Source organism: Mycobacterium sp. NGS59, from assembly GCF_059812345.1.
The window spans coordinates 1-23872 of the sequence record NZ_JCALCN010000045.1 but is presented as its reverse complement, the minus strand read 5'-3'; the positions used below and the strand labels follow the sequence as shown (position 1 = coordinate 23872).

The window sequence follows — 23872 nt, the reverse complement described above, 5'->3', positions numbered from 1 at the left end:
GTCTGCTCGGCGAACTTAGGTGACCAGCGTGACCGAGTTGGCGCGGCGCAGCTTGCCCGACGGCGTCTTGGGAATCGTCCCGGGACCCAGCACGACGACATTGCGGGGCCGCACGTCGACCTCTTTGACGACCTCGTGAGCCACGTCATGCTCGATACGGCGCACTTGGACCGGGTCCTCGAACGCGTTCGACTCGACCGCGACCGCGAAGGACTCACGGGAGTGCCCGGCGTCCAGACGCACCGCCACCGCACAACCGGGCCGGACGCCGTCGACCCGCCCGGCCGCCCGCTCGATGTCGGTCGGGTAGATGTTGCGCCCGGCCATGATGATGACGTCCTTGACGCGGCCGCACACCACGACGTGACCGTCGTCGGTGAGGTAGCCCAGATCGCCGGTGTCGTACCAGCCGTGCTCGTCCTGAGCCGGGATGAAGCCACCCATGGTGATGTAGCCGGGCGTGAGGCACTCCCCGCGCAGCTCGATGACACCGACTCCGCGCGACGGCATCACATTGCCGTCCTCGTCGACGATGCGGGCTTCCAGATCCTGCAGCAGCGGTCCCAGCGTGGCCAGCCGGCGGGTATTGCCCTTGGTGGCGGGGACGGCGCGGCGCAGCGCGGCCAGCAGGTCGGCGTCGACCTCGTCGACGACCAGACCGGAGTTGCACTTGGAGAAGGACACCGCCAGCGTCGTCTCGGCCATCCCGTAGGCCGGCAGGATCGCCGACGGTCGCAACCCGAACGGCCGTCCCGCGTCCAGCAGGTCCTCCACGTCGGCGGGTTCGACGGGCTCGGCGCCGGACAGCGCGAAACGCAGGGTCGACAGGTCGAACTGGCCCGGCTTGGCCTGGCGGCGCAACCGCTTGGCCAACAGCGCGTAGGCGAAGTTCGGAGCCGCGGTCATGGTGCCCTTGTACTTGTCGATCAACTTCGCCCACAGCAGCGTGTCACGCAGGAAGTCCATCGGCGTGACCTTGACCAACTCCGCGCCGAAGAACATCGGGATGGTGAGGAATCCGACCATGCCCATGTCGTGGAAGCAGGGCAGCCAGCTGACCATCACGTCTTTGTCGACGTCATACTCGGCGCCGACGAACATCGCTTCCGCGTTGGAGTAGATGTTGCGGTGGGTGATCTGAACCGCTTTGGGAGATCCCGTCGACCCGGACGTCAGCTGCATCAGCGCCAGGTCGTCCTCGCCGACCTCGATCGGGTCGATCGGGTCCGACGCGAGCAGGTCGGCGACGGTCAGGACCTTGATGCCTTTTTCCTCGAGCACCGGGATGGCCACGGTGAACGGCTCGGAGACGATGACGGCCTTGGCCTCGATCATGCCGATGACGGTCATGGTGTCGTCGGCCCACACCGCCAGGTCGGTGCGCGGGGTGGGCTGGTGCAGCATGGTCAGGCTGGCACCGCGCATCCACAACCCCTGCGCGGTCGGGGCGATCTCCACCGGGAAGCCGGCTAGCACCCCGACGGCGTCGCCGAGGCCGATGCCCGCAGCGGCCAGCCCGCCGGCGATAGAGCGGGCACGTTCGTGCACCTCGCCCCAGGTGTGACGGACGGGTTCGTGCGGTTCACCGGTGACCATGCCCGTCGTGGAGGTGCGGGCACTGCGGAACATCTTCTCGGTAAACCTGCTCACCCAAACCTCCTCGGTTCCAACGCATCCCTCAAGGTCCGAACTTCCATGTTCCACCCGCCAGATCTCGCTTCGAGGCAGGCGCGCGCACATATTGGGGAGCGGTTAGGTCTCGATTTGGTGATGAAGCGCGGCCATGCGCCGTGCGGCCGCGACTCGTCACCGCGGATTATCTTAAGCAACTCTTAAGTAACTGCAAAACCCTGACACGATATGAGTTCGATGTCACATCGAAGTCAAAGACCACCGTCGGTGGGCGCGGGCACCACGCGAGCCCCCGGCACCGGACCGGTGGCCACCCGGACGGTGCGGCAGACACCCGCACCCGACAGCTGCGTGCCGACGTCCACCGCCGCGTCCGCCGAGGCGCACAGGAACGCGCACGTCGGTCCCGAGCCGGACACGATCCCGGCCAGCGCGCCCGCCTCCACACCCGCACGCAGCGCCCGGCGCAACGCCGGATCCAGACTCACCGCGGCCGCCTGCATCTCGTTGCCCAGCAGCGGGGCGAGTTGCTGCGGGTCACCGGCGGCCAGCGCGGCCAGTACCGGCCCGGCCTCGTCGAGCCGCGGCGGATCGCCGACCTCGCGCAGTCGGTCCAGTTCGCCGTACACCTTCGGGGTCGACAACCCGCTGTCGGCGAACGCCAGCACCCAGTGAAATGTGTTGCGGGACAACACGGTGGCCAGCTCCTCGCCACGACCGGTCCCCAGCGCGGTGCCGCCGTGCAGCGCGAACGGCACGTCGCTGCCCAGCCGCGAGGCCAGCAGACGCAGGTCACGGCGCGGCAAGTTGAGTTCCCACAGCGAGTTCATCGCCACCAGCACCGCGGCCGCGTCGGCGCTGCCGCCGGCCATGCCGCCGGCGACCGGGATGGACTTGTCGATCAGGACCGACACGTCGGGCGCCCGGCCGACGTGCTCGGCCAACAGCTCCGCGGCACGCCAGGCCAGGTTGCGCTCGTCGGTGGGCAGCTTGTCGGCGCCCTCCCCCACCAGCTCGAGCGAGAGCACATCGGCGTTGCGCACCGTCACCTCGTCGAACAGCGACACGGCGTGGAACACCGTCGTCAACTCGTGATAGCCGTCGTCGCGCCGGTCACCCACGGCCAGGTACAGATTGACTTTCCCCGGCACCCGAACGGTGACCGACCCGGTGGGCACCCACAACTCTGCGGTGTTGCCGTCAGTCACCGCAGCAGACTAACTCTGCACCGGGTCCGCCGTGTCAGTCGAGTCACCGGAGCGCTGCAGCAGCCGCACGAAATCCTCGATCGACAGCGTCTCACCGCGACGAGCGGGGTCGATGCTGGCCGCCAGCAGCCGGTTCGCAGATTCGTTGCCTGACCCCGCCCACTCCACGAACGCGTTGCGGGATGTCTTGCGCCGCTGGGCGAAAGCGATGTCAACCAATTGGAAGACGCGGGTGCGGAACGCTTCGTCGGTGGGCCACGGCGACGTCTCGTAACGGTCGATGCGCACCAACCCGGAGTAGACCCGCGGAATGGGCCAGAACACCGTCGGCGACACCGTGCCGCAACGCCGTACCCGGCCGTAGAAGCCGACCTTGACGCTGGGGACGCCGTACTCCTTGCCGCCGGGCTCGGCGGCCAACCGGTCGGCGACCTCGGCCTGCACCATCACCGTCACGACCCGGATCGACGGAAACTCGGCCAGCAGGTGCAGCAGCGCCGGGACCGCGACGTTGTAGGGCAGATTCGCCACCACCGCCGTCGGTTGGGCTGCGAGCTCGTCGCGGCGCAGCGACAGCACGTCGCGGTTGATGACCGAGAAGCGCTGAATTTCACTGTCGGAGTGCTCGGCGATGGTCTGGGGCAGGCGCGCAGCCAACACCGGGTCGATCTCGACGGCGGTGACGGTCGCGCCGCGGTCGAGCAGCGCCAGCGTCAACGACCCCAACCCCGGCCCGACCTCCAGCACGACGTCCGACTTACCGATGCCGGAGGTCGTGACCACGCGTCGCACCGTGTTGGCGTCGTGGACGAAGTTCTGTCCCAGCGATTTCCGCGGGCGGAACTCAAGTTCTTTGGCTAGCCGCCGGATCTCGGTGCGCCCGAGCAACCGGATCGTCAGTGCGCACCGACCCGACCACTGCACACGGGCCACGCGCCCCAGCCTTGGCGCTGCCGGGTCACTTCGGCGATCGCGATCTGCTCTTCGCGGGTGGCCAGGTCAGCACGGGGCGCATACCGCAGCCCGCCGTTGGCGACCCAGGTGCCGAAGTCGAACTGCACCCCACCGTAGAAGCCGTTACCGGTGTTGATGGACCAGTTCCCACCGGCCTCGCAACCGGCCAGCGAATCCCAGATGCTGCCGTCGCTCACCGGGGGCACCTCGGTGCCCGGCTTGGCGCCCACCCGCACCACGGCTTCGCGGGCCGGTGCGACCACGGTATTGGAGATCGGCAACCGTCCGGTCTCGACGCCGTTGACCTGGGCTACCGCGAACGTCACGTCCTGGGTGCCCGGCATCCCGGGGTCCTCGACGATCTCGCGGCTCATGTTCAGCTCCGGGTCCTCGATGCGGCGCGCGGGCGGGGGCAGCGGCATCCGCTCGGTGACCCGCTCGATGCGGTTCCGGGTGACCAGGATCTGCATGCCGTCGACGACCGGGCTGCCGGCGTCGGGCAGTACCTGGTCGCTGTCCTGCAGCGGGGCGCCGGCGGCGGCGAGCAACCCGGCGACGTTGGGCGCCGGCAGGCGCACCGTGCGCACCATGCCGCCGTCGTTGATCTCGACCGTCTTGGCGCTCACCACCGGCAGCGACATGCCGGCCAGCGGAACCCGGCTGGCCCGGGAAGCGGCCGCGGGGGCGGTGTCGGTCATGGCCAGCTGGGCCAGCGCCTCGTCCACGGTGGACGCCGTGGTCCACACCTGGCGGGAGTTCTGTCCGTCCAGCGTGATCTGCAACGGCCGGCTGCGGCGCAGCACGATGGTGGCGGCGTCATCGACGCTGACGTCAGCGGCCGGGTAGAGGTCGTCCCGCTGGTCGACGGAGAACCCGTTCTCTTCGACGATGTCGATGACCCGCGACTTCATCGTGTTCACCCGGAGCGAGGTGCCGTCCACGGTCAGCGTCACGGTCTTGGATGCGGAGACGGCGAAGCCGCCGGCGAATGTCAATGCCAGTAATAAAGCGCCAACTACCAGGCGCAACACCGGTGATTCAGTTTGATGAAGTTTAGTAATTAAATTCAATGTCAATTCCGTGTCTGTCTCTTGACTTACCGACCCACCACAACCCTGTGCGAGCAACCACTCTGGAGCGAGCTTCCAGACCTTATTCAGCTGAAATGACAAAATGGGCCCAGCGGCCCACCCGTACGATCACAAGACGGTAACGAACCGTCCATTGCTGAGCAACTCCGGCTCGCGGATGTTAGGCGCCAGGCCCGGGTCAAACGGCCAGTCGATACGCCCGACGGGCGTTGCTCGTGGTGACTTCCGCCAATTCTTCGGCGGGCCGATCGACCAGTTCAGCCAGCGCGCGCACGGTGTAGGGCAGACAGTAAGGTTCGTTCGCTGCGCCCCGGTACGGGTGTGGCGTCAAAAACGGTGCGTCGGTCTCCACCAGAAGTTGCCCGATCGGTATCAGCGCGACGGCTTCGCGCAGGGCGCGCGCGTTGCGGAAGCTCACCGTCCCGGACAGGCTCAGCAACCATCCGCTCGCCACGCACTCGCGCGCCATCGCGCTGTCCGAGGAGAAGCAGTGGAAGATCACCGTGTCCGGGGCGCCCTCGGCGCGCAGTACGTCGAGCACCTCGCGGTCGGCGTCGCGGTTGTGGATCATCAGCGGCTTGCCGAGCCGCTTGGCCAGGTCGATGTGCCAGGCGAACGCCTCGCGCTGGACGTCCGGGCTCGCGCAACCGTCCAGCTTGCCGGGCCAGTACAGGTCCATGCCGGTCTCGCCGACGGCGACGACACGCGGATGGGCGGCCAGCGCCTCGATCTCAGTGCGCGCGGTGTCGGTGAGCGCGTCCGTGCGGGTCGGGTGCAGCGCCACCGCCCCGTAGACCCGCGAGTCCCATTCGCTGGCCTGCGCGACCCAGCGGGCCGAGTCCATGTCGTCGGCGATGGTGACCACGGCCTCGACGCCGACGGCGGCCGCCCGGTCCAGGATCGCCCGCACTCCCCCGGCGTCCGAGGCACCGCACGCGTCCAGGTGGGTGTGGGCGTCGATCAGCGGCGAAAGCGGCTCCGGGTCGGGCGGCGCTTCCCGTTCCCCAGATCGGTTGGAACTCACGCGCACACAATAGGGTGAATCTCGATGAAGCCCTACTACGTCACCAACGCGATCACCTATCCCAATGCCGCGCCGCATCTGGGACACGCTTATGAATTCATCTCCAGCGACGTCATCGCGAGGTTCAAGCGCCTGGACGGCTTCGACGTGCGTTACCTGACCGGCACCGACGAGCATGGACTCAAGATGGCTCAGGCCGCTGCCGCCGAGGGACTGCCCACCGCGGACCTGGCCCGCCGCAACTCCGATGTGTACCAGCGGCTGCAGCAGAAGCTGAACATCTCCTTCGACCGTTTCATCCGCACCACCGACGCCGACCACCACGAGGCGTCCAAGGAGATCTGGCGGCGCATCGAAGCCGCGGGCGACATCTATCTGGACGCATACTCCGGTTGGTATTCGGTACGCGACGAGCGGTTCTTCGTCGAATCGGAAACCACTGTCGTAGAAGGGGTTCGGGTCGCCGTCGAAACCGGCACGCCGGTGACCTGGACCGAGGAACAGACCTTCTTCTTCCGCCTCTCGGCCTACGCCGACAAGCTGCTGGCCCACTACGAGGCCAACCCGGACTTCATCGGACCCGAGGTGCGCCGCAACGAAGTCGTCAGCTTCGTTTCCGGTGGACTGCGGGATCTCTCCATCTCCCGGACGTCGTTCGACTGGGGGGTACAGGTACCCGGGCATCCCGGCCACGTCATGTACGTCTGGATCGACGCGCTCACCAATTACCTGACCGGAGTTGGCTTTCCGCGCACCGAGTCGGAATCGTTCCGCCGCTTCTGGCCGGCTGATCTGCACATCATCGGCAAAGACATCATCAGATTCCACGCCGTCTATTGGCCCGCGTTTCTGATGTCTGCCGGAATCGATTTGCCCCGAAGGGTTTTCGCGCACGGGTTCCTGCTCAACAGCGGCGAGAAGATGAGCAAGTCGGTGGGCAACATCGTCGACCCGGTCGCCCTGGTCGATACGTTCGGGGTGGATCAGATTCGCTATTTCCTGATGCGCGAGATCCCGTTCGGCCAGGACGGCAGCTACAGCGACGAGTCGATCATCACCCGGATCAACACCGACCTGGCCAACGAGTTGGGCAACCTGGCCCAGCGGTCGCTGTCCATGGTTGCCAAGAACCTGGGTGGCGCGGTGCCCGCACCCGGCGAGTTCAGCAGCGCCGACACCGAGTTGCTGGCCACCGCCGACGGCCTGCTGGAGCGGGTGCGCGCGCATTTCGACGTCCAAGCGATGCACCTTGCGCTGGAAGCGATTTGGTTGATGCTGGGTGATGCGAACAAGTATTTCTCGGCCCAGCAGCCGTGGGTGCTGCGCAAGAGCGAGTCCGAGTCCGACCAGGACCGGTTCCGCACGACGCTCTATGTCACCTGCGAGGTGGTCCGCATCGCTGCGCTCTTGGTCGCCCCGGTGATGCCCGAATCGTCGGCCAAGTTGCTGGATCTGCTCGGCCAGACCGATGACCAGCGGTCATTCACAGCCATCGAGACACGGCTGGCCCCCGGCACCGCGTTGCCGCCACCGACCGGAGTGTTCCCCCGGTATCAGCCGCCTAGCGAAGGCGAATGAAGTTAATTTTCGTCGTAGGCCATAATCTTGAGCGTGGAGCGAAGACGGAATCGGCAAATCAGCCAATCGCCGATGACCACCCTCAAAGAGTTGCCTGCCCTGGTGGTGCTGGAACGGATCCCGGTTCCGGTCCTCGCAGTCGCCGACGACGGCAGCATCCTGTTCACCAACACCGCTTTCGCCCAGATGGTGGGCAGCGAACCCGAAGAAGTGCTGGCGCTGCGGTTCGACGAGATCTTCCATCAGGCGCCGGAATCGGAATCGTCCCTGCTGTCCTTCGTCCATGCCCTGGCCAACATGGTGGTGGAACTGGCACACAAGGACGGTTCGGTGGTGCGCGCCCTGATGAGTCGCTCGGCCGTGCGGCGTGCCGACGACAGGTTCGCGTTGGCGGCTTTCCAGGATCTGACCGAACAGCTGTGGGAAGAAGAGCGCTGACTCGGTAGTGACGTATGTCACATGACGTTTGAGTAGGGCGACAGCGGGAACCTTGATCTGGCTGTCAAGGCATAGGTCGTGCGCGCGCAAGTCTGAGATCTCGGAATCCCGCCCCCGTAGCCGCGCCGGAATCGCAGAATACCCAAAGTCATGCTCTAGGCTTTTGTTGATACTTGCAGTATGGTTTTACGGGTGATCACCACTCGCAGGGATCTGGAGTCGTATCTAGCGGCGGATTTGCAGGCGCAAGGGTTGGAGCGCTGGCGGCTTCACTACCGGCTCCGGCACCGAGCGCCATACTTTCAGCGAGTGCTGCGCAAGACGGAATACTGGACGAACACCGCCCGGACACCCTTCGGCCACCTCGTCGCCTGTTACCTGCGGCTACGGCTGAAATTCCTGACCGAGAAGTTCGGAATCGGGATCTCCCCGAACTGTTTCGGACCGGGCCTGTCCGTCGCGCATATCGGCTGGGTTCACGTGCATCACCGGGCGAGAATCGGCGCGAACTGCCGGATCCACCAAGGTGTCACGATCGGCGAAGGACGTACGGGCGAGTACCCCACGATCGGCGACGACGTCTACATCTTCCCCGGCGCGATGGTGATCGGAGTCGACGTCGGTGACCGCGTCGGCATCTACGCCGGCGCCGTGGTGACCAAACCGGTGCCCGACGACGTCGACGTCGCCGGCGTTCCGGCCCGGATCATCAGGGACCGCCGCCCCAGTCAGGTTGCGAGCGCGGCGAGTTAGCTGGTTTCTGGCAGGGCGACGACGCGACCTTCCGGCGCGGCGGGCGGGGTGCTGCGCATCGCCTCCCGAGCCAGGAACTGCCGGAAATAGGGCAGCGAGGCTTCCGACGCGACACCGGGCAGCAACAGCATCCAGATCTGGCTCAATCGAGCGTTGAGCTCTCCGATCAGGCCCTCGTTGCTGCGGCTGCGCGACATCGCGATGGACAGCAACCGCGTACCGACCATGGCCCCGACGATCGTTTCGCTGAGTGCTCCCGGGTCGACGTCTTCGCGTAGGTCACCTTCGCTGATCGCCCGAGCGGCCTGAGTCGCCATTTCTGCCACCCAGCTCGCAGAGCAACGGGCCGCCGCGTCGTTGTACCCGCTCAGGGCCGCGACCAGCTGTTCGGCCGCCCGGGCCGTCTTGTCGGAGCTGAGCACGTGAGCGATCGCGAACGTGCCGTGGATCATGTTCTCCAGCGCGGGGGATGCCGATCCGCAGACATTGCGAAAAGCGCCGAGCAGCACCGCCGCACCCTCGTCGATGATGTCGGAGGCCAGCGCTTCTTTGGAGTCGAAGTGGTGGTAGAGGGCACCTTTGGTCATGCCCGTCCGCTCGATGATCGTGCCCCAACCGGCGGCCGCGTAGCCGACTTCGCTGAACACGTCGATCGCGGCGTCGAGGATCTTTCGCCGCGTCACCTCGGAACGAACCTGGCGCGCCATTGCGCTGCCCTCCCAATGATGTCGATCCGGTTAGGCGCCGGACCCGCACGTTCTATTTTTCCTGGTCAGCCGGTAAATACTAACAGCCGCCGCCACGCCGTTCTTGATCGCGCGTCCCAGATGGGGCCGATCAGTCCTTGGCAGCCGGGGCGGCGGTGGCCGAAATCGCGAGCGCGGTACGCCGTCTGACGAATTGAGTGAAATATTCGGTGCGGTCCGGTTCCAGGATTCCGGCCAGCACCAGCATGCAGTTGCATTCCAGATCGAGCAGGTACTGGCGCGGATCGTCGAGATCACTGGTCTGGCGCAGGCCCATGTACATCGACACGACGAGCCGCCCGACGTCGCGTGGCTGCCAGCGTGCCGAGACATCTCCCTCGGCGATGGCCCGCTCGGCGGCGTCGGCCAGCATGTCGATCCACCCGCTCAGCAGCTGCTTCTGCAGGCCCTCGGTCCGTCCGACCGACTCGATCAGGTGGGAAGCGGCCCTGGCCACGTCCTTGGTCATGTCTTTCACGGCAGCGAGATAGCAGAAGTCGATCAGGGTTTCCAGGCCGGAGAGCTGCCGTGCCAGCAGATCGTCGACCGATGCCCGGCCCTCGAGCGTGTGCTGGTTGATGATGGCCACCGCCAGCGCGTGCTTGGAGCGGAAATGAAAGTACATCGCGCCTTTGGTCAGCTCGGCCTCGGCGAGGATGTCGTCCAGCCCGACATCGTGGTACGGACGGCGGGCGAACTGGTGTGCTGCGGCGCGCAGAATCTGTTGGCGGGTGGTGTCTGCTCGTCCGTCGGTCTGTTCAGTCGTCATCTGACCCCGGTTGACGACACGCGGAGACTACGCGGCCGGCGCCGCTGAGCGTCACTTGCACCATCACGATGCCTTCCTCGAGCAGGACGTCCGGTTCGTGAGCCGAACGTACCCGGCGGGCTTGTCTCCGGCGGCCTGGGGCGCCACTTGCGAGGTTAGCAGTCTGGGTCCCTCACAACGTGGCGTACGCCACAAAAGATTGCATATTCGCTCCATAAATACTGAAGGTCAGTTTCAGACCTTCACATCGTCCCAAAAGTATGTATAGTCAGGTTTCAACAAGCTATTGGTTTGGGAACATGTTCCTAGCCGCACCAGCCGGCCACCGGAATCAAGCTCTGCATGAGGAGAGTCGCATGTCGTTCGTGACCACACACCCAGACGCCTTGACGGCTTCGGCCTCCACCCTGCAGGGCATCGGCTCGGCCGTCAGCACGAGCAGCACCGCCGCGGCGGTGCCGACGACCGCCCTGGCGCCCGCTGCCGCGGACGAGGTCTCCGCGCTCACCGCGATCCAGTTCGCCGCGCACGGCCAGCTGTACCAGGCCGTGAGTGCGCAGGCCGCCGAGATACACCAGATGTTCGTGCAGACCTTGCAGGTCAGCGCGGGTTCTTACGCCGCCACCGAAGCCGCCAACGCGGCCGCGGCGGGTTGACGAATCGGGGATACGGGGGGTTACGGCATGGATTTCGGCGCACTGCCACCAGAGATCAACTCTGCCCGGATGTATGCCGGCGCGGGGGCGGGACCATTGCTGGCCGCGTCCGTTGCGTGGGACGAGTTGGCTGCTGAACTGCAGTCGGCCGCGTCGGCATATTCGTCGGTGATCACGGGCATGACCAGCGGCCCGTGGCTGGGTCCGGCGGCGATCGGCGCAGCGTCGGCCGCCACGCCGTATGCGGTGTGGATGGAAGCCACGGCCGCCCAGGCCGAGGCCGCGGCCGGCCAGGCCCGCGCCGCAGTCGGGGCCTACGAGGCCGCCTACTCGATGACGGTCCCACCGATGGTGATCGCGGCCAATCGGGTATTGCTGGCCACGCTGGTCGCGACCAATTTCTTCGGTCAGAACTCGCCGGCGATCGCAGCCACCGAAGCGCACTACAGCGAGATGTGGGCCCAGGACGCGCTGGCGATGTACAGCTATGCGGCCGGTTCGGCTGCGGCTAGCACTCTGACACCGTTCGAGGCGCCGCCGCAGGTCACCGATGCCGCCGGAGTGGCCGCTCAGGCCACCGCGGTTTCGGAAGCCACCGGTGAGGCCGCGGCCACCCAAACCACGCTCGCCTCGCTGGTCAATGGGATGCCCACGACGTTGCAGAGCATGGCGGTTCCGGCGTCACTGAGCTCCGCCGCGCCGGGCGCCGCTTTGCCCATCGGCACCACCATGTCCAGCGGCGACATGTCCAACTACCTGAACATGGCCGTCATGCCCCTGTTCGCGCTGAGCAGCCTGCTGGGCATCGCCCAGAGCATGCAAGGCCTGTCGCAGGTCGGCGCGGTCGCGGCGGAAGCAGCCGAAGGCATGGCCGAAGCCGCCGCCCTCGGCGGCGCGGAGGCGGTTGGTGCAGGCGCATTGGGCGCCATGGGCCAGGCGGCGAGCCTGGGCTCGTTGTCGGTGCCGCCGGCCTGGACCAGCGTGATCCCCACCGCTCATCTGGCCGGGATCAGCTCGGCACTTCCGGGCGGGAACGGCGCCGCGCTGGGGGCGGTCCCGCCGAGCTTGCTGGGCGGGATGCCGCGCGGTGCCGCGGCGGCCGGCCCGGCTGCCGGTCCTCGATACGGACTGGTTCCCACGGTGATGGCCCAGCCGCCGTCGGCCGGATACGGCGCCGTCCTCTGACCCCGGATCTGACGACGATGTCGCATCACCGCGATCTCGGTTCAGTACGAGGTACCCCCCTCAGTAGGACCGCGACCTACCGATCTGCGGGCTTGATAGACGATCAGCAACCTCACAACTGCATCGCCGTACTTCAAGTCATCGTTGCAGCTTTAAATCATCACATTAGTATGTAATAATCAGGATAGAAGGTGGTTGGGTATGTATGTTCTTCCGGCCGCCCGGCGCGGAGCTGCACGGAGCTCAACCCGGGCAAGCGAGAACTCTGCCCTCGGCCCGAAGGGGGCATGGAAATGAAGGTCGTACTCTTCTGCGGCGGTTACGGCATGCGGATGCGCAGCGCGGACGGCGACCTCGTCCCCAAGCCGCTGCAGATGGTGGGTCCCCGCCCGCTGCTTTGGCACGTGATGCGCTACTACGCCCACTACGGGCACACGGAGTTCATTCTGTGCCTCGGCTACGGCCAGGCCATGGTCAAAGACTTCTTCGTCAACTACCGCGAGACCGAGTCCAACGACTTCGTGATGCGCGGCGGCAAGGTCGAACTGCTCGACACCGACATGTCGGACTGGACCATCACCTTCGTCGACACCGGCCTGGAGTCGCCGATCGGGGAGCGCCTGCGCCGGGTCCGGCAGTACCTCGGTGACGACGAGTACTTCCTGGCCAACTACGCCGACGTGCTCACCGACGCTCCGCTGGACACCATGATCGACCGATTCCACGAGACCGGAGCGGCGGCCTCGATGCTGGTCGTCCCCCCGCAGTCGTCGTTCCACTGCGTCGACGTCAGCACCGACGGCGACATCAAGGAAATAGCGCCGATCGCCAAGTTCCCGATCTGGGTGAACGGCGGATACTTCGTGCTGCGCCAGGACGTCATCGACCTGATCCCGGAAAACGGCGACCTGGTCGGCGACGCCTGCATGACGCTGGCGGGCACCGGCCGGCTGCTGGGTTACCAGCACGACGGTTTCTGGAAGCCGGCCGACACGTTCAAGGAGCGCGCCGAGCTCGACGCCGACTACAACAAGGGCATCCGTCCCTGGGCGGTCTGGGAAGCATGATCCCACTGACGCTCGGGTCGGGGGACGGCGTCGGTTCGGTCGCCGTCGTCGGAGCGCACTGCGACGACATCGCCATCGGTGCCGGCGGCACGTTGATGCAGTTGGAGCGCGCCAATCCCGGTCTGGTCATCCACGCGCTGGTGCTGACCGGCGCGGGCACCGACCGCGAGATCGAGGAAAAGGGCGCCCTTGCGGCGTTCTTCCCGAACGCCGACGTGCGGCTGACCGTCGCGGACCTGCCCGACGGCCGGCTTCCTGAGCACTGGGGAACGGTCAAGCGGCACCTCGCCGAATTCCGGCGCAGCTGCGAACCAGACCTGGTGCTGGGACCGCAGCGCAACGACTACCACCAGGATCACCGGTTGCTCGCCAAGCTGCTGCCGACCGAGTTCCGCGCACACCTGGTGCTGGGCTACGAGATCCTCAAGTGGGAGTCTGATCTGCCCAATCCCGCACTCTACGTGCCGATTTCAGACGAGCTAGCACACCACAAGGCCCGACTTCTCGCCCAGTGCTACCCGTCACAGACCGGCCGGGACTGGTTCGACGACGAGACATTCCTCGGGTTGATGCGGATCCGCGGCGTGCAATGCCGCGCCCGCTACGCCGAGGCGTTCGTAACCGAAAAGGCCGTACTGCACCTCCCGGCGGGGACGCCGCGCGCCTAGCAAGCGCCGACACACGAATCCGACAATGCGAATCAGCAAAGGGGACAAGAGATCCGCATGAAGTACACACCCACCACTGTCGCGGGCGTGACGATCGTTGACATCGAACCGCACCGCGACCACCGCGGGTTCTTTTCGCGGGTCTTCTGTGCGGACGAGTTCTCCCAGCACGGTTTGATCGCGGATGTCTCTCAGACGAGTATCTGCTTCAACCAGACCCGCGGCACGGTGCGCGGTCTGCACCGCCAGCTGCCGCCACACGCCGAGGCCAAACTGGTGCGCTGCATCCGCGGCGCCATCGCCGACGTCGCGGTGGACGTGCGCCCCGAGTCGCCGACGTACGGCAAGCACGTGATGGTCGAGCTGAGCGCCGAGAATCACCGCGCATTGTTCCTGCCGCCGTATGTCGCGCACGGGTTTCAGACGCTGACCGACGACACCGAGATCATCTACCAGATCAGCGGACCGTACGTGCCGGGCAGCGAACAGAACTTCCGTTGGAACGAACCGGAATTCGGCATCGAATGGCCGCTGCCGGTGACGGTCATCTCCGAAAAGGACGCCAGCTGGCCCCTGTTGGCGACTCCGCTGTCACCGTCCCAGAGCGAGGCGTCATGATCTGCCGGCACGCAAAGTCGTCGGGCTAGGTCGATCATGGCCCAGGACACACTCTCTCCGGCCGCTGTGCGGATGGTCGTCAGCGGCAGCATCGTCGAGCGCTGCGAAACCGACGAGGTGCTGTCGATCATTGCTACGCGCCTCGACTCGCAGTCCGGTCGCGGCCTGGCGGTGGGTTCGGTCAACCTGGACCACCTGCACCATTTCCGCAAACTGGGCGCCGCCCCAACCGGATTGGTGGAATGGTTGCTATTGGCCGACGGCATGCCGATCGCCTGGCGCGGCCAACTGCTGACCGCACAACCGTGGCCCCGGGTCACCGGCGCCGACCTGCTGCCGGCAGTGCTGGCGCTGGCCGAAGCCGGCGGACATCGGGTCGGCTTCTTCGGCGGCACCGACCAGACCCACCAGCGGCTGGCCGAGCACCTGAGGGCCAACTATCCCGCGCTGGTCGTCTCGGGCATGTGGGCGCCGGACGCCGAGGACATCGAATCGCGTTCGGCGGCTGCGTGTTCGGCGATCCGCGCCGCGCGCACCGACATCCTGATCGTCAGCCTGGGCAAGCCGCGCCAGGAGCGCTGGGTCGACGAACACGGGCACGCAGCGGGCGCAAAGGTTTTCCTGCCCTCCGGGGGCGCCATCGACTTCCTGGCCGGCACCACCAGCCGCGCACCGCAGTGGATGCAGCGGTCCGGGCTGGAGTGGCTGTACCGGTTGACCCGCGAACCGCGCCGCCTGGCCCGCCGCTACCTGGTGCAAGGCCCGGTCGCGCTGCTGCGCGCCGCACGTGCCCAGCTGATCTGCTACCCCGGCGTCCACTACGTCGCCGCACCCAGCCGTCAACATGTCGGAACCCCGGGCGCCGCAACCGAAGCGGTGCCCGCATGACCGAGGGAGCGGCCAGTATGACTGCCACACTGCACGCACGCACCGGCCTGTCGCCCATCATCTCGCTGCCCGCCCGGCAGGGCGTCAGCGCCATCCCGCGCTGGCAACAGCAATACTCTGCGCGGTTGCGCATCACCGACTCGGTCATCGTCTGCGCGTCGATCATGCTCGCGCAGTTCGTCCGCTTTGGTGACTCGCCGAACATGTCGGGTTACCCGGGTCCGGTGATGACGCTGTTCTCGTGCCTGTTCGCGGCGTTGTGGCTCTCCTCGATCGCGGTGTTCCACACCCGTTCGCCTCGCATTATCGGTGCCGGAATCGACGAGTACCGGCGCATCGCGAGCGCTTCGTTCTCGGTGTTCGGCATCATCGCGATGGTCACCCTGCTCGCCAAGATCGACCTGGCCCGTGGGTATCTGGCGGTTGCGCTGCCGGTCGGCACGCTCGGGCTGCTGGCCAGTCGTAACCTGTGGCGTAAGTATGTGTGGCGCAGGCGCGCCAAGGGCCAGTATCAGACGATGGTGCTGGCCATCGGCGACCGGTCCGGGGTGGCGCATCTGGCGCACGAGTTGATCCGAAACCCGCGAGACGGTTATGTCGTTGTCGGCGTGTGCATTCCCGGATACGGACCGCAGCGCGGCGAGATGCTCAAGGTGGGCGGCCGGGAGATTCCGATCCTCGGTGACGAGTCCGGCGCGGTGTCCGCCATCGGCGACTGCGGTGCTGACACCGTCGCAGTCACCCGCACCGAGCATTTCGGGGTGCACGGTATCCGCGACCTGATGTGGCGGCTGGAGACGATGGACGTCGACCTGGTGGTGTCGCCGGGCGTGATGGATGTCGCCGGGGCACGCCTGACCGTGCGACCCATCGCCGGATTCCCGCTGCTGCATGTGGACAAGCCGCAATACGAAGGGACGCAACGCCTCCAGAAGCGCGCGTTCGACTTCTGCTTCGCCCTGGCCGCGCTGCTGGCGACGGCACCGGTACTGCTGGTGGCCGCCGTCGCGATCAAGCTGACCGGCAAGGGACCCATCTTCTACCGCGCCGAACGCATCGGGCTGGACGGCCAACCGTTCACCATGCTGAAGTTCCGCACCATGGTCGACGGCGCCGACAAGCAGATCGAACACCTGCTGCCGTTGAACCAGGGCGCCGGCATGTTGTTCAAGATCCACCAGGATCCGCGCGTCACCTCCGTCGGGAAGATCCTGCGGCGCTACAGCATTGACGAACTGCCGCAGTTCATCAACGTACTCAAGCAGGACATGAGTGTCGTCGGCCCTCGGCCTCCGCTGCGCCGCGAGGTGGAGAACTACGACGGCCAGGTCAAGCGGCGGCTGCTGGTGAAACCGGGTGTGACCGGCCTGTGGCAGGTCAGCGGCCGCTCCGACCTTTCCTGGGAGGACTCGGTCCGGCTCGACCTCTCCTATGTCGACAACTGGTCGATGGCCGGTGACCTGGTTATCATCGCCCGGACGCTACGGGCCGTGCTGGCCAGTGACGGAGCCTATTAATGAAGGGTGGCACCGTGATTGAGCCGACGGCTCATCAGGTTACCGAGCAGCCGATGGAGCCGCAGGCGCTTTCGGCGACGCCCGACGTGCCGCAGTCGCGGATTGCGCATGCCATCTCGGTCCAGTTGATCTGCCGGGTGCTGGGGATGATGGCTTCGGTGGTGTCGGTCGCGATGACGGCCCGCTACCTGGGTCCGGGCCGGTACGGGCAGTTGATGGTCGCGGTCGCCTTCATCGGAATGTGGACCAGCATGACCGATCTCGGCATCAGCACCGTGATCGTGCGCCGTGTCACCTCCGGCCGCGGTGAGCTCGAGCGGCTGGTTCGCGTCAACAGCGGTCTGTCCCTTGTGTATTGCGTGCCGCTGGCGGTGCTGGCGGCGGTTACCGGATGGCTCGTCTACCGTGACGCCGACGTGCGCGTGATGCTGGTGGTGTTGTCCGGCCAGCTGCTGATGCTGACGATGCGAACCCGGTTCGAACCGGTGTTCCTTTCCACCGTGCGCTTTTCGGCGGTCGCCGTCTCGGATGTGGCGGGGCGGCTCGGCACCCTGGCGATGGTGAGTTCGTTGGTGGCCACGCACTCCGACGTGGTCTGGTTCGCCGTGGCCCAGCTCATCCCGCCGGTGGTGCAACTGGTGATCCAGGGCGTGGCGGCCGCGCGGCACATCTCGGTGCGTCCGGTCTTCTCGGTCCGCGAGTCCGTCGACTTGTTGCGGGAAAGCCTGCCGCTGATGGGCGTTGCGGTGATCGGCATCCTGTACTGGCGCGCGGACGGGGTCATCCTGTCGTTGCTCAGCACGCACGCCGAGGTCGGGGTGTACGGGCTGGCCTACGTGATCGCCTTCAACACCGAGGCGTTGTCGATCTTCTTCCAGAAGTCGACGTTGTCGACGGCCACCGCGCTGTATTCCCGCGATGTCGATGGCTATGTCGCGTTCCTGCGCCGCAGCGTCGAGTTCATGAGCTTCATCGCGGTCCCGGTTGCGGTGGTCGGGACATTGCTGGCCGGGCCCATGATCGAGCTGTTCGGCGACCGGGACTTCGTCAGCCGCGGCGCACCGACGTTGGCGCTGCTGCTGATCGCCGCGGCGTTGCGGTTCGTCACCGGAACCCTCGGCCAGGGCCTGTTCGCCTGCCACGAACAGCAGTTCTTCTTCCGCCTTTTCGTGGCGACGCTGGTCGTCAACGTGGCGCTCAATCTCGGTCTGGACGGACGGTTCGGCGCGGTCGGCGCCGGCATCGCGCTGGTGTGCACCGAGCTGTTCGGACTGGTGCTGGCCAGCTGGCGGTTACGCCGACATTGCGGCTACCGCACCCCGGTGGGTTTCCTGATGCGGCTGCTGGTTCCGATGGGAGCCAGTGTCGTTGTGGTGCTGCTGCTTTCGGGTCACCACGTGGTGCTGGTGTTGGCCGCTGCCGCGGTGACATACCTGGCCGTCAACATGCTGAGCGGCCCCGTCAACTGGTCGATGTTGACCTCCTTGTTCCACAAGCAGGTGACCCCATGACGACCGAACTGGACCGCGCGTATCTCAAACGCCCGTCGGAAGCTGCCACTCCCCTGTCGTCCGATCGGCCGCTCTCGGCACTGATCGTCACCTACAAAAGCCACGACCTGGTTGAGCAGTGCCTGGCGGGGCTCGCAAAGCACGCCCCGGAGCTGCCGGTCTACGTCTTCGAGAACAGCGGCGACGAGTACCCCGGACGTGAGGAGTTGGCCGCCCGCCATCCCGACGTGCACTGGGTACTGGGCAAGGTGAATCTCGGCTTCGGCGCGGCCTTCAACGCGCTGGTGGAGCACACCCCCCACGACACCGATCTGCTGCTGCTCAACGCCGACACCCGCCTGACGGGACCGCTGACGCGCACTCGGGAGCTGCTTTGCCAGCCCGGTGTCGCGGCGGTGTCGCCGCTGATCCAAGACTCCGGTGCGCCCGGTCCGCAACGCTGGGACATCGCGACGCGCCGCCGTACCCTGACCCGCGCTCTGGTGGCCGCGGCCGGCTACTCCGACAAGTTGCGGGGCACGCCCGTCTCGCACCTGTATCGAGAACAGCCCGCCGAATCAGAGAGCATCGACGGCTACGTGGCGGGCATCTGCCTGGCCATCAACCGCGCCGCCTGGAACCAGATCGGCGGGTTCGACGAGGAGTTCTTCCTCTACGGCGAGGAGACCGACTGGCAGGAACGCGCCAGCGCAGCGGGCTGGCGCATCCTGCTCGCCGACGAACTCGACGTCGAACACGGCAATCCGGCCGCAGCGCAAAGCCCCCGCGAATCCGTCTCCGCGCACGGTGCAGAGGTGTCGGCCGTGGAGCGCTTCCGCAATCGGGATTTGTTGCGCGCCAACATCGCATTGCTGCTCGAACGCGGCGACAGCGTGCACCACGCGGACTTCTATCTGGCCGCCACCTCGATGCTGGAACGGGTGCAACGCTCCAAGCGCGAGGTGCGCAAGCGGGCTATCTCCGCGCGGCGCACCGCCAAACCATCCATCGTCATCACCACCAACCGCCTGGTCTACGGCGGCGCCGAACGGCAAAAGGCGCTGCTGGCAGCCGAATTGGACCGTCGCGGCTATCCGGTGACCATCGTCTGCATGCAACGGTTCGGCCCGCTGATCAAGGAGATCCCGCACAGCGTGCGGGTGGTGCGGCAACCGTGGTGGGCGCCGATGGTCGACCTGCCCGCCGGTCCGGCGGTGCTGATCAGTGGCGACACCAACACCGAGACCGGATTCGCGTCGCTCTGGCGTGCCGGTTCCCGAGACCGGCGCTGGCTGGTCGCCCCGCACGTCCCGCCGGAGAACGATCGGCCGATCTACTCGCGCCCGCTGACGGCGGCGATGAATCGCGCCGACGGTTTCATCGTGCTGGCACAACGGCATTGGGACATGCTGACCCCGCAGCACAAGCTGACCGGGCAGCCGTTCGTCGCCCCCAACGGGGTCGAGGTGACGGGTGAGTTCGCTGGGCGGGTCCGTACCCCGGGAGAGCCGCCGCACCTGGTGATGTTGTCGCGCATCGTCGAACACAAGAATCCCCATCTGCTCATCGAGGCGCTCGGTGAACTGGCTGATCTGCCTTGGCGCCTTGCGATTTTCGGCGACGGACCCGATCGGGAGAAGCTTGAGGCGCAAACCCCGGCTGGTCTGCGCGACCGCGTGCAGTGGCGCGGGTGGTCGCGTGGGCCGGGTCCCGCGCTCGCCGACGCCGACCTGCTGTGCGTCCCCAGCCGCTCCGAGGCGTTCCCGCTGGTGATCCTGGAAGCCATGGCGCGCGGGGTACCGGTCGCCGCGTCGGGCATCTGTGCGGTTCCGGAAATGCTGGACTTCGGCAAAGCCGGCTTCGTCGTCGAGCCGGTGACTGTGTCGGCATGGCGGGACCAGTTGGCCGAGATCCTCGCCGTCCCGGAAACCCTGCCAGAGGTCGGACAGCGCGGCTTGGACCGCCTGCGCAGGCACTACACGGTGGAAGCGATGACCGATGCCTACCTCGACGCGATCGACGCGGTCGTGCAACATGACAAAACCCAACGAAACGAGAGCTAGATGATTTGCCGCCTGTGCGATTCGGACCGGATGCTCAGCGTCTTGGACCTGGGCGCGACGCCGCCGTGCGAAAAGATCCTTGCCGCAGACGAACTCGACCTACCCGAGCCGACGTATCCGCTACACCTGCGGTTGTGCGAGGACTGCCTGTTGCTGCAGATCCCCGCGCTGATCACGCCCGAGGAGACGTTCACCGAATACGCGTACTACTCCTCGTATTCCGACAGCTGGGTGCAGCACGCCGAGACCTTCGTCGAGGAGACCGCCCAGCGCCTCGGCTTGGGACCCGACTCCTTCATGGTCGAAGTCGCCAGCAACGACGGCTACCTGCTGCAGCACGCGGTCGCCAGGGGGATCCCGTGCCTGGGCATCGAACCGTCGCTGAATGTCGGTGCGGCCGCCACCGAACGTGGTGTGCCGACGGTGTCGGCGTTCCTGGATCAGGAGTTGGCGCGCCGGGTGCGCGACGAACACGGCCCGGCGAATCTGGTGGTCGCCAACAACGTCTACGCGCACATCCCCGACCTGCGTGGCTTCACCCAGTCGCTGCGCGGGTTGCTCGCTGACGACGGCTGGCTGAGCATCGAGGTGCACCATGCGCTGAACCTGGTGTCCCTCGGTCAGTTCGACACGATCTACCACGAGCACTTCCAGTACTACACTCTGTTCTCCGCGCAGAACGCCCTTGCCAGCGCGGGATTGGCGGTGGTCGACGTCGAACTGCTGCCCACCCACGGCGGTTCGATCCGCGTGTGGGCGCGGCCGATCCAGGTGGCCGGGGCGCCGACCGAGCGGGTCGACAAGATCCTGCGCATCGAGGAGGCCGCCGGATTGCACCGCCCCGAGGGGTACCTGCAGTTGCGGCAGCGGACCGAGCAGATCCGGCACGACCTGTTGCGTTTCCTGCTGCAGTGCCGCGCCGAGGGCAAGCGGGTGGTGGGCTACGGTGCACCGGGCAAGGGCAACACGCTGCTCAACTACTGCGGCATCCGCACCGACCTGCTGGAGTACACCGTCGACCGAAACCCCTACAAGCACGGCCATTTCACACCGGGTACCCGAATCCCGATTTACGAGCCGGAGCAGATCGCCAAGGACCGGCCCGATGTGGTGCTGGTGCTGCCATGGAACCTCGAAGCAGAACTCACCGAGCAGCTCAGCTACGTCTCGGAGTGGGGCGGCGAGATCGTCTACCCCCTCCCGACCCTGCACATGGCGACCGACGTGAGTTCGCGCAGTGCCGTACTCCAATGAGCGCCTGCCGAGGGTGCGGCGAGGCTGACCTGACCCGGGTACTGGACTTGGGGGATGTGCCTGCGGCCGACCACTTTCCGCGGCTCGACGAGCCGGTGAGTCCGCAGGAGACCGCACATGCGCTGGCGATGGACTTGTGCAACCGCTGCTTCCTGGTGCAACTGGCCGACGACGACACCGTCACCGAGGAACCGCGCGCCATCGAACCGCAGGCACTGCGTGACCAGGCCGCCGACGCGGTGCAGCGGGTGTCGGACTCAGGTTGGTTGCGCGGCAGCACCGTTCGCGAGTTCGGCAGCCCACACGGCGGCACCTGGTTGCCGTTGCTGGCCGAGCGCGGCTATTCCGAAGCCGAGGTCGCCGATCTGGTGCTCGACTCCTTCGGTGTCATGCACGAGGCCGACCAACGCGCAGGTTTCCAGTTGCGCGCGAAGGTGACCGCACCGGACGGGGTGTTGCTGGTGCAGTTCCCGTCACTGATGGCGATGGTGACCCAGGGGCAATGGAATTCGTTGCGCCATGGTCACTTCGGGTACTACTCACTGACCGCGATGATGAAGCTGCTGCAGTCCGTCGGGATGAGCGTGGTCACCGCCTGGGAGTTCGACCTCTACGGCGGCACTTTCCTGGTGGCCGCGGTGCATGGTGATGCCGAGCACGACGAGCGCGTCACCGCGATCTTGGCTCGGGAGCAGGCTTTCGGTGTGACGAACCCGGTTGTGCTGCAGAGTCTGCAGCAGGCGGTGGACAGCCACGCGGCGCAGTTGCGCGACTGGCTGGTGGCGCAGGCGGATCAGGGACACACGGTCTACGGGTACGCTGCCGGTTCGCGGGTGCCGGCGTTGTTCAACATCGCCAAGATCGATCGGCAACTGGTGCGGGCCGTCGCCGACGGATCACCGGCCAAGCAGGGACGACGCCTGCCCGGCACGGACATCGAGATCATCTCCCCCGAACAGTTGCTGGCCGCCGATCCCGATCGAGTTCTGCTGACGTTGCCCGATCTGTACGACGAGTTGCAGCAGACGTACCCCCAATTCGACGGACGCTGGTGGGTGGATCGCGGCCCGCGGGTGGAGCGGTAGCTGTCGTGACTTCGCCTCGGATACTGTGGCTTTCGCCGTGGCTGCGGCCATTGGCGCGCGTGCAGGCTGAGGCGCTGCGCCGCGGCGGCGCCGAGGTGCTCTTGGTGACCTCCGACCAGCACCCGGAGTCTGATGCCGCGCGCGACTACGAGCTGGTGCTCGATCCGCGGTTTCGCACTGCCTCGACCTGGCCGGGTAGCGCTGCCGCGTGGCGACGTATCCGTTCGTACCGGCCGGACGTCGTAATCACCGAACTGGTGCGCGATCCCCGCTGGATCGCGTTGGCGGGCCGGGTTCCCCGGATCCAGCTGGTGCACGACGACCGCCCCCACGACGCCGCCGAACAGCGGCCGTCCTACGAACTGGCGGTGTTCGACCGCTGGGGTGCCAGGTCGGCGGCCACCGTCGCTTACAGCGACTATGTCGCTGCGGGTATTGCCGACCGGCGCGACGTTGCCGGCACGCCGGTGCATGTGGTGCCACTCACCAGCGACCTCGACCCTGGTTCGGTTCCAGCGTTCGTCGGTGCCGGTGACCGCCGCGACTTCGTGATGATCGGCCGGCTGAACCCGTACAAGAACGCGGACGTGGTGCTGGCGGCGTGGCAGCGGCACGTCGACGGAAACGGTTGGCGCGGTGACAATCTGGTGCTGATCGGAGACGGTTCGATCGACGAGGCGAACCTGCCGCCGCACACGCGGTGGCGCTCGGGGCGGTACCGCTACGCCGACATGCTGGGCACGCTGGCAGCTGCCAAGGGCTCGGTCGCCCACTACCGGCGCGCCTCGCAAAGCGGGGTGCAGGTGCTCTCCATGCAACTGGGCGTGATGCCGATCGTGTCCACGGCGGGCGGCCTGCCCGAGTACCAGCCCGCCGAGTGTCCCCCAGTTGGTGTTGACGACATCGCCGCCCTTGCAGCCACTTTCGACTCGCTCGCGGATCCGGCTGTCGCGGTGCGGCAGGGCGCGGTCGCAGCCCGGCACTACGCGCAGGGCTTCAGCGCCGAGCATGCCGCCGACGGGCTGCTGCAGGTGATCGACGAGGTATGCGTTGGTCCCCGCGTCGGCATCTCGTCAAACCGCTGACTCAAGCGGGTTCGTCGTCGTCGGGTTTGAGCGGTTTTTCGGCGTGGTGCATGCAGTTGACGTAGGGGCGGCCGTGGTCGAGATGTTTGGGCGGGATCCATTC

22 protein-coding genes are annotated in these 23872 nt (G+C 66.6%); 15 read left to right on the top strand and 7 right to left on the bottom strand.

All coding sequences use genetic code 11. From position 1 onward, the window contains the following. Positions 1 to 15: 15 nt before the first annotated feature. The 5 genes from AC5Y46_RS25700 to AC5Y46_RS25680 all read right to left on the bottom strand — a co-directional run bounded on the left by AC5Y46_RS25700 (position 16) and on the right by AC5Y46_RS25680 (position 5915). On the bottom strand, positions 16 to 1650 hold the full coding sequence (locus AC5Y46_RS25700; protein ID WP_499946016.1) for a fatty acyl-AMP ligase: 1635 nt from the start codon (positions 1648 to 1650) through the stop codon (positions 16 to 18). A 233-nt stretch (positions 1651 to 1883) separates the two neighbouring features. Continuing rightward, on the bottom strand, positions 1884 to 2840 hold the full coding sequence (locus AC5Y46_RS25695) for a 4-(cytidine 5'-diphospho)-2-C-methyl-D-erythritol kinase (RefSeq protein ID WP_499993729.1): 957 nt from the start codon (positions 2838 to 2840) through the stop codon (positions 1884 to 1886). Positions 2841 to 2849: 9 nt separating this feature from the next. After that, positions 2850 to 3764 carry a 16S rRNA (adenine(1518)-N(6)/adenine(1519)-N(6))-dimethyltransferase RsmA gene (gene rsmA, locus AC5Y46_RS25690; protein WP_499993733.1) on the bottom strand — a complete coding sequence of 305 codons (915 nt, stop codon included), beginning with the start codon at positions 3762 to 3764 and terminating at the stop codon, positions 2850 to 2852. Beyond that, the gene (locus AC5Y46_RS25685; protein ID WP_499993727.1) at positions 3737 to 4864 is read right to left on the bottom strand and encodes a resuscitation-promoting factor; all 1128 of its coding nucleotides are present in this window, start codon (positions 4862 to 4864) and stop codon (positions 3737 to 3739) included. The genes rsmA and AC5Y46_RS25685 overlap by 28 nt, the downstream gene beginning before the upstream one ends. Before the next feature lie 199 nt (positions 4865 to 5063). Continuing rightward, positions 5064 to 5915: a TatD family hydrolase gene (locus tag AC5Y46_RS25680; protein WP_499993726.1), complete on the bottom strand. Its 852-nt coding sequence runs from the start codon at positions 5913 to 5915 to the stop codon at positions 5064 to 5066. An 18-nt stretch (positions 5916 to 5933) separates the two neighbouring features. On the opposite strand from AC5Y46_RS25680, the gene metG reads away from it, so the two are divergent. From metG to AC5Y46_RS25665, 3 genes are all read left to right on the top strand, one after another. Next, positions 5934 to 7487 (top strand): methionine--tRNA ligase, encoded by a 1554-nt coding sequence (metG, locus tag AC5Y46_RS25675; RefSeq protein WP_499993724.1) that lies wholly within the window; start codon positions 5934 to 5936, stop codon positions 7485 to 7487. 72 nt (positions 7488 to 7559) lie between these two features. Next, positions 7560 to 7925, top strand: a complete 366-nt coding sequence (locus AC5Y46_RS25670; RefSeq protein ID WP_499993722.1) for a PAS domain S-box protein — start codon at positions 7560 to 7562, stop codon at positions 7923 to 7925. A gap of 309 nt (positions 7926 to 8234) precedes the next feature. Next, entirely contained in the window at positions 8235 to 8678 is a 444-nt protein-coding gene (locus AC5Y46_RS25665; RefSeq protein ID WP_499993721.1) for an LbetaH domain-containing protein, read from the top strand. Here AC5Y46_RS25665 and AC5Y46_RS25660 read toward each other — a convergent pair. Both AC5Y46_RS25660 and AC5Y46_RS25655 read right to left on the bottom strand, forming a co-directional pair. After that, positions 8675 to 9385, bottom strand: coding sequence for a TetR family transcriptional regulator (locus tag AC5Y46_RS25660; RefSeq protein WP_499946009.1), 711 nt, complete (start codon positions 9383 to 9385; stop codon positions 8675 to 8677). The two genes, AC5Y46_RS25665 and AC5Y46_RS25660, sit on opposite strands and share 4 nt — an antisense overlap. A gap of 130 nt (positions 9386 to 9515) precedes the next feature. Then, positions 9516 to 10193 carry a TetR family transcriptional regulator gene (locus tag AC5Y46_RS25655; protein ID WP_499946008.1) on the bottom strand — a complete coding sequence of 226 codons (678 nt, stop codon included), beginning with the start codon at positions 10191 to 10193 and terminating at the stop codon, positions 9516 to 9518. A gap of 356 nt (positions 10194 to 10549) precedes the next feature. Here AC5Y46_RS25655 and AC5Y46_RS25650 point away from each other — a divergent pair, with 356 nt between their 5' ends. The 12 genes from AC5Y46_RS25650 to AC5Y46_RS25595 all read left to right on the top strand — a co-directional run bounded on the left by AC5Y46_RS25650 (position 10550) and on the right by AC5Y46_RS25595 (position 23769). Continuing rightward, a complete protein-coding gene (locus tag AC5Y46_RS25650) occupies positions 10550 to 10849 on the top strand; it encodes a PE family protein (RefSeq protein WP_499946007.1) in 300 nt (99 codons plus the stop codon). 27 nt (positions 10850 to 10876) lie between these two features. Further along, a complete protein-coding gene (locus AC5Y46_RS25645) occupies positions 10877 to 12034 on the top strand; it encodes a PPE family protein (protein ID WP_499993718.1) in 1158 nt (385 codons plus the stop codon). A 293-nt stretch (positions 12035 to 12327) separates the two neighbouring features. After that, on the top strand, positions 12328 to 13101 hold the full coding sequence (locus AC5Y46_RS25640) for a glycosyltransferase family protein (RefSeq protein ID WP_499946005.1): 774 nt from the start codon (positions 12328 to 12330) through the stop codon (positions 13099 to 13101). Continuing rightward, positions 13098 to 13769 (top strand): PIG-L deacetylase family protein, encoded by a 672-nt coding sequence (locus AC5Y46_RS25635; protein ID WP_499993716.1) that lies wholly within the window; start codon positions 13098 to 13100, stop codon positions 13767 to 13769. The genes AC5Y46_RS25640 and AC5Y46_RS25635 overlap by 4 nt, the downstream gene beginning before the upstream one ends. A 57-nt stretch (positions 13770 to 13826) precedes the next feature. Further along, positions 13827 to 14387 (top strand): dTDP-4-dehydrorhamnose 3,5-epimerase, encoded by a 561-nt coding sequence (gene rfbC, locus AC5Y46_RS25630; protein WP_499993715.1) that lies wholly within the window; start codon positions 13827 to 13829, stop codon positions 14385 to 14387. A 36-nt stretch (positions 14388 to 14423) separates the two neighbouring features. Beyond that, positions 14424 to 15275, top strand: coding sequence for a WecB/TagA/CpsF family glycosyltransferase (locus AC5Y46_RS25625; RefSeq protein ID WP_499993713.1), 852 nt, complete (start codon positions 14424 to 14426; stop codon positions 15273 to 15275). Between the two features lie 17 nt (positions 15276 to 15292). After that, entirely contained in the window at positions 15293 to 16792 is a 1500-nt protein-coding gene (locus tag AC5Y46_RS25620; RefSeq protein ID WP_499993712.1) for a sugar transferase, read from the top strand. A 53-nt stretch (positions 16793 to 16845) separates the two neighbouring features. Next, on the top strand, positions 16846 to 18303 hold the full coding sequence (locus AC5Y46_RS25615; RefSeq protein WP_499993732.1) for a flippase: 1458 nt from the start codon (positions 16846 to 16848) through the stop codon (positions 18301 to 18303). Then, positions 18300 to 20345, top strand: a complete 2046-nt coding sequence (locus tag AC5Y46_RS25610) for a glycosyltransferase (RefSeq protein ID WP_499993710.1) — start codon at positions 18300 to 18302, stop codon at positions 20343 to 20345. The genes AC5Y46_RS25615 and AC5Y46_RS25610 overlap by 4 nt, the downstream gene beginning before the upstream one ends. Further along, the gene (locus AC5Y46_RS25605; RefSeq protein WP_499945999.1) at positions 20346 to 21599 is read left to right on the top strand and encodes a methyltransferase domain-containing protein; all 1254 of its coding nucleotides are present in this window, start codon (positions 20346 to 20348) and stop codon (positions 21597 to 21599) included. Continuing rightward, the gene (locus AC5Y46_RS25600) at positions 21596 to 22684 is read left to right on the top strand and encodes a class I SAM-dependent methyltransferase (RefSeq protein WP_499993709.1); all 1089 of its coding nucleotides are present in this window, start codon (positions 21596 to 21598) and stop codon (positions 22682 to 22684) included. Before AC5Y46_RS25605 ends, AC5Y46_RS25600 begins: the two co-directional genes overlap by 4 nt. A 20-nt stretch (positions 22685 to 22704) precedes the next feature. Next, the gene (locus AC5Y46_RS25595) at positions 22705 to 23769 is read left to right on the top strand and encodes a glycosyltransferase family 4 protein (protein WP_499993731.1); all 1065 of its coding nucleotides are present in this window, start codon (positions 22705 to 22707) and stop codon (positions 23767 to 23769) included. Positions 23770 to 23872: the final 103 nt, after the last annotated feature.

Bases quoted from the DNA above. Each gene is read 5' to 3' on its own strand.
- metG (WP_499993724.1), top strand. From the start codon at position 5,934: ATGAAGCCCTACTACGTCACCAACGCGATCACCTATCCCAATGCCGCG.
- AC5Y46_RS25670 (WP_499993722.1), top strand. From the start codon at position 7,560: ATGACCACCCTCAAAGAGTTGCCTGCCCTGGTGGTGCTGGAACGGATC.
- AC5Y46_RS25660 (WP_499946009.1), bottom strand. From the start codon at position 9,385: ATGGCGCGCCAGGTTCGTTCCGAGGTGACGCGGCGAAAGATCCTCGAC.
- AC5Y46_RS25655 (WP_499946008.1), bottom strand. From the start codon at position 10,193: ATGACGACTGAACAGACCGACGGACGAGCAGACACCACCCGCCAACAG.
- AC5Y46_RS25650 (WP_499946007.1), top strand. From the start codon at position 10,550: ATGTCGTTCGTGACCACACACCCAGACGCCTTGACGGCTTCGGCCTCC.
- AC5Y46_RS25645 (WP_499993718.1), top strand. From the start codon at position 10,877: ATGGATTTCGGCGCACTGCCACCAGAGATCAACTCTGCCCGGATGTAT.
- AC5Y46_RS25640 (WP_499946005.1), top strand. From the start codon at position 12,328: ATGAAGGTCGTACTCTTCTGCGGCGGTTACGGCATGCGGATGCGCAGC.
- AC5Y46_RS25635 (WP_499993716.1), top strand. From the start codon at position 13,098: ATGATCCCACTGACGCTCGGGTCGGGGGACGGCGTCGGTTCGGTCGCC.
- rfbC (WP_499993715.1), top strand. From the start codon at position 13,827: ATGAAGTACACACCCACCACTGTCGCGGGCGTGACGATCGTTGACATC.
- AC5Y46_RS25625 (WP_499993713.1), top strand. From the start codon at position 14,424: ATGGCCCAGGACACACTCTCTCCGGCCGCTGTGCGGATGGTCGTCAGC.
- AC5Y46_RS25620 (WP_499993712.1), top strand. From the start codon at position 15,293: ATGACTGCCACACTGCACGCACGCACCGGCCTGTCGCCCATCATCTCG.
- AC5Y46_RS25615 (WP_499993732.1), top strand. From the start codon at position 16,846: ATGGAGCCGCAGGCGCTTTCGGCGACGCCCGACGTGCCGCAGTCGCGG.
- AC5Y46_RS25610 (WP_499993710.1), top strand. From the start codon at position 18,300: ATGACGACCGAACTGGACCGCGCGTATCTCAAACGCCCGTCGGAAGCT.
- AC5Y46_RS25605 (WP_499945999.1), top strand. From the start codon at position 20,346: ATGATTTGCCGCCTGTGCGATTCGGACCGGATGCTCAGCGTCTTGGAC.
- AC5Y46_RS25600 (WP_499993709.1), top strand. From the start codon at position 21,596: ATGAGCGCCTGCCGAGGGTGCGGCGAGGCTGACCTGACCCGGGTACTG.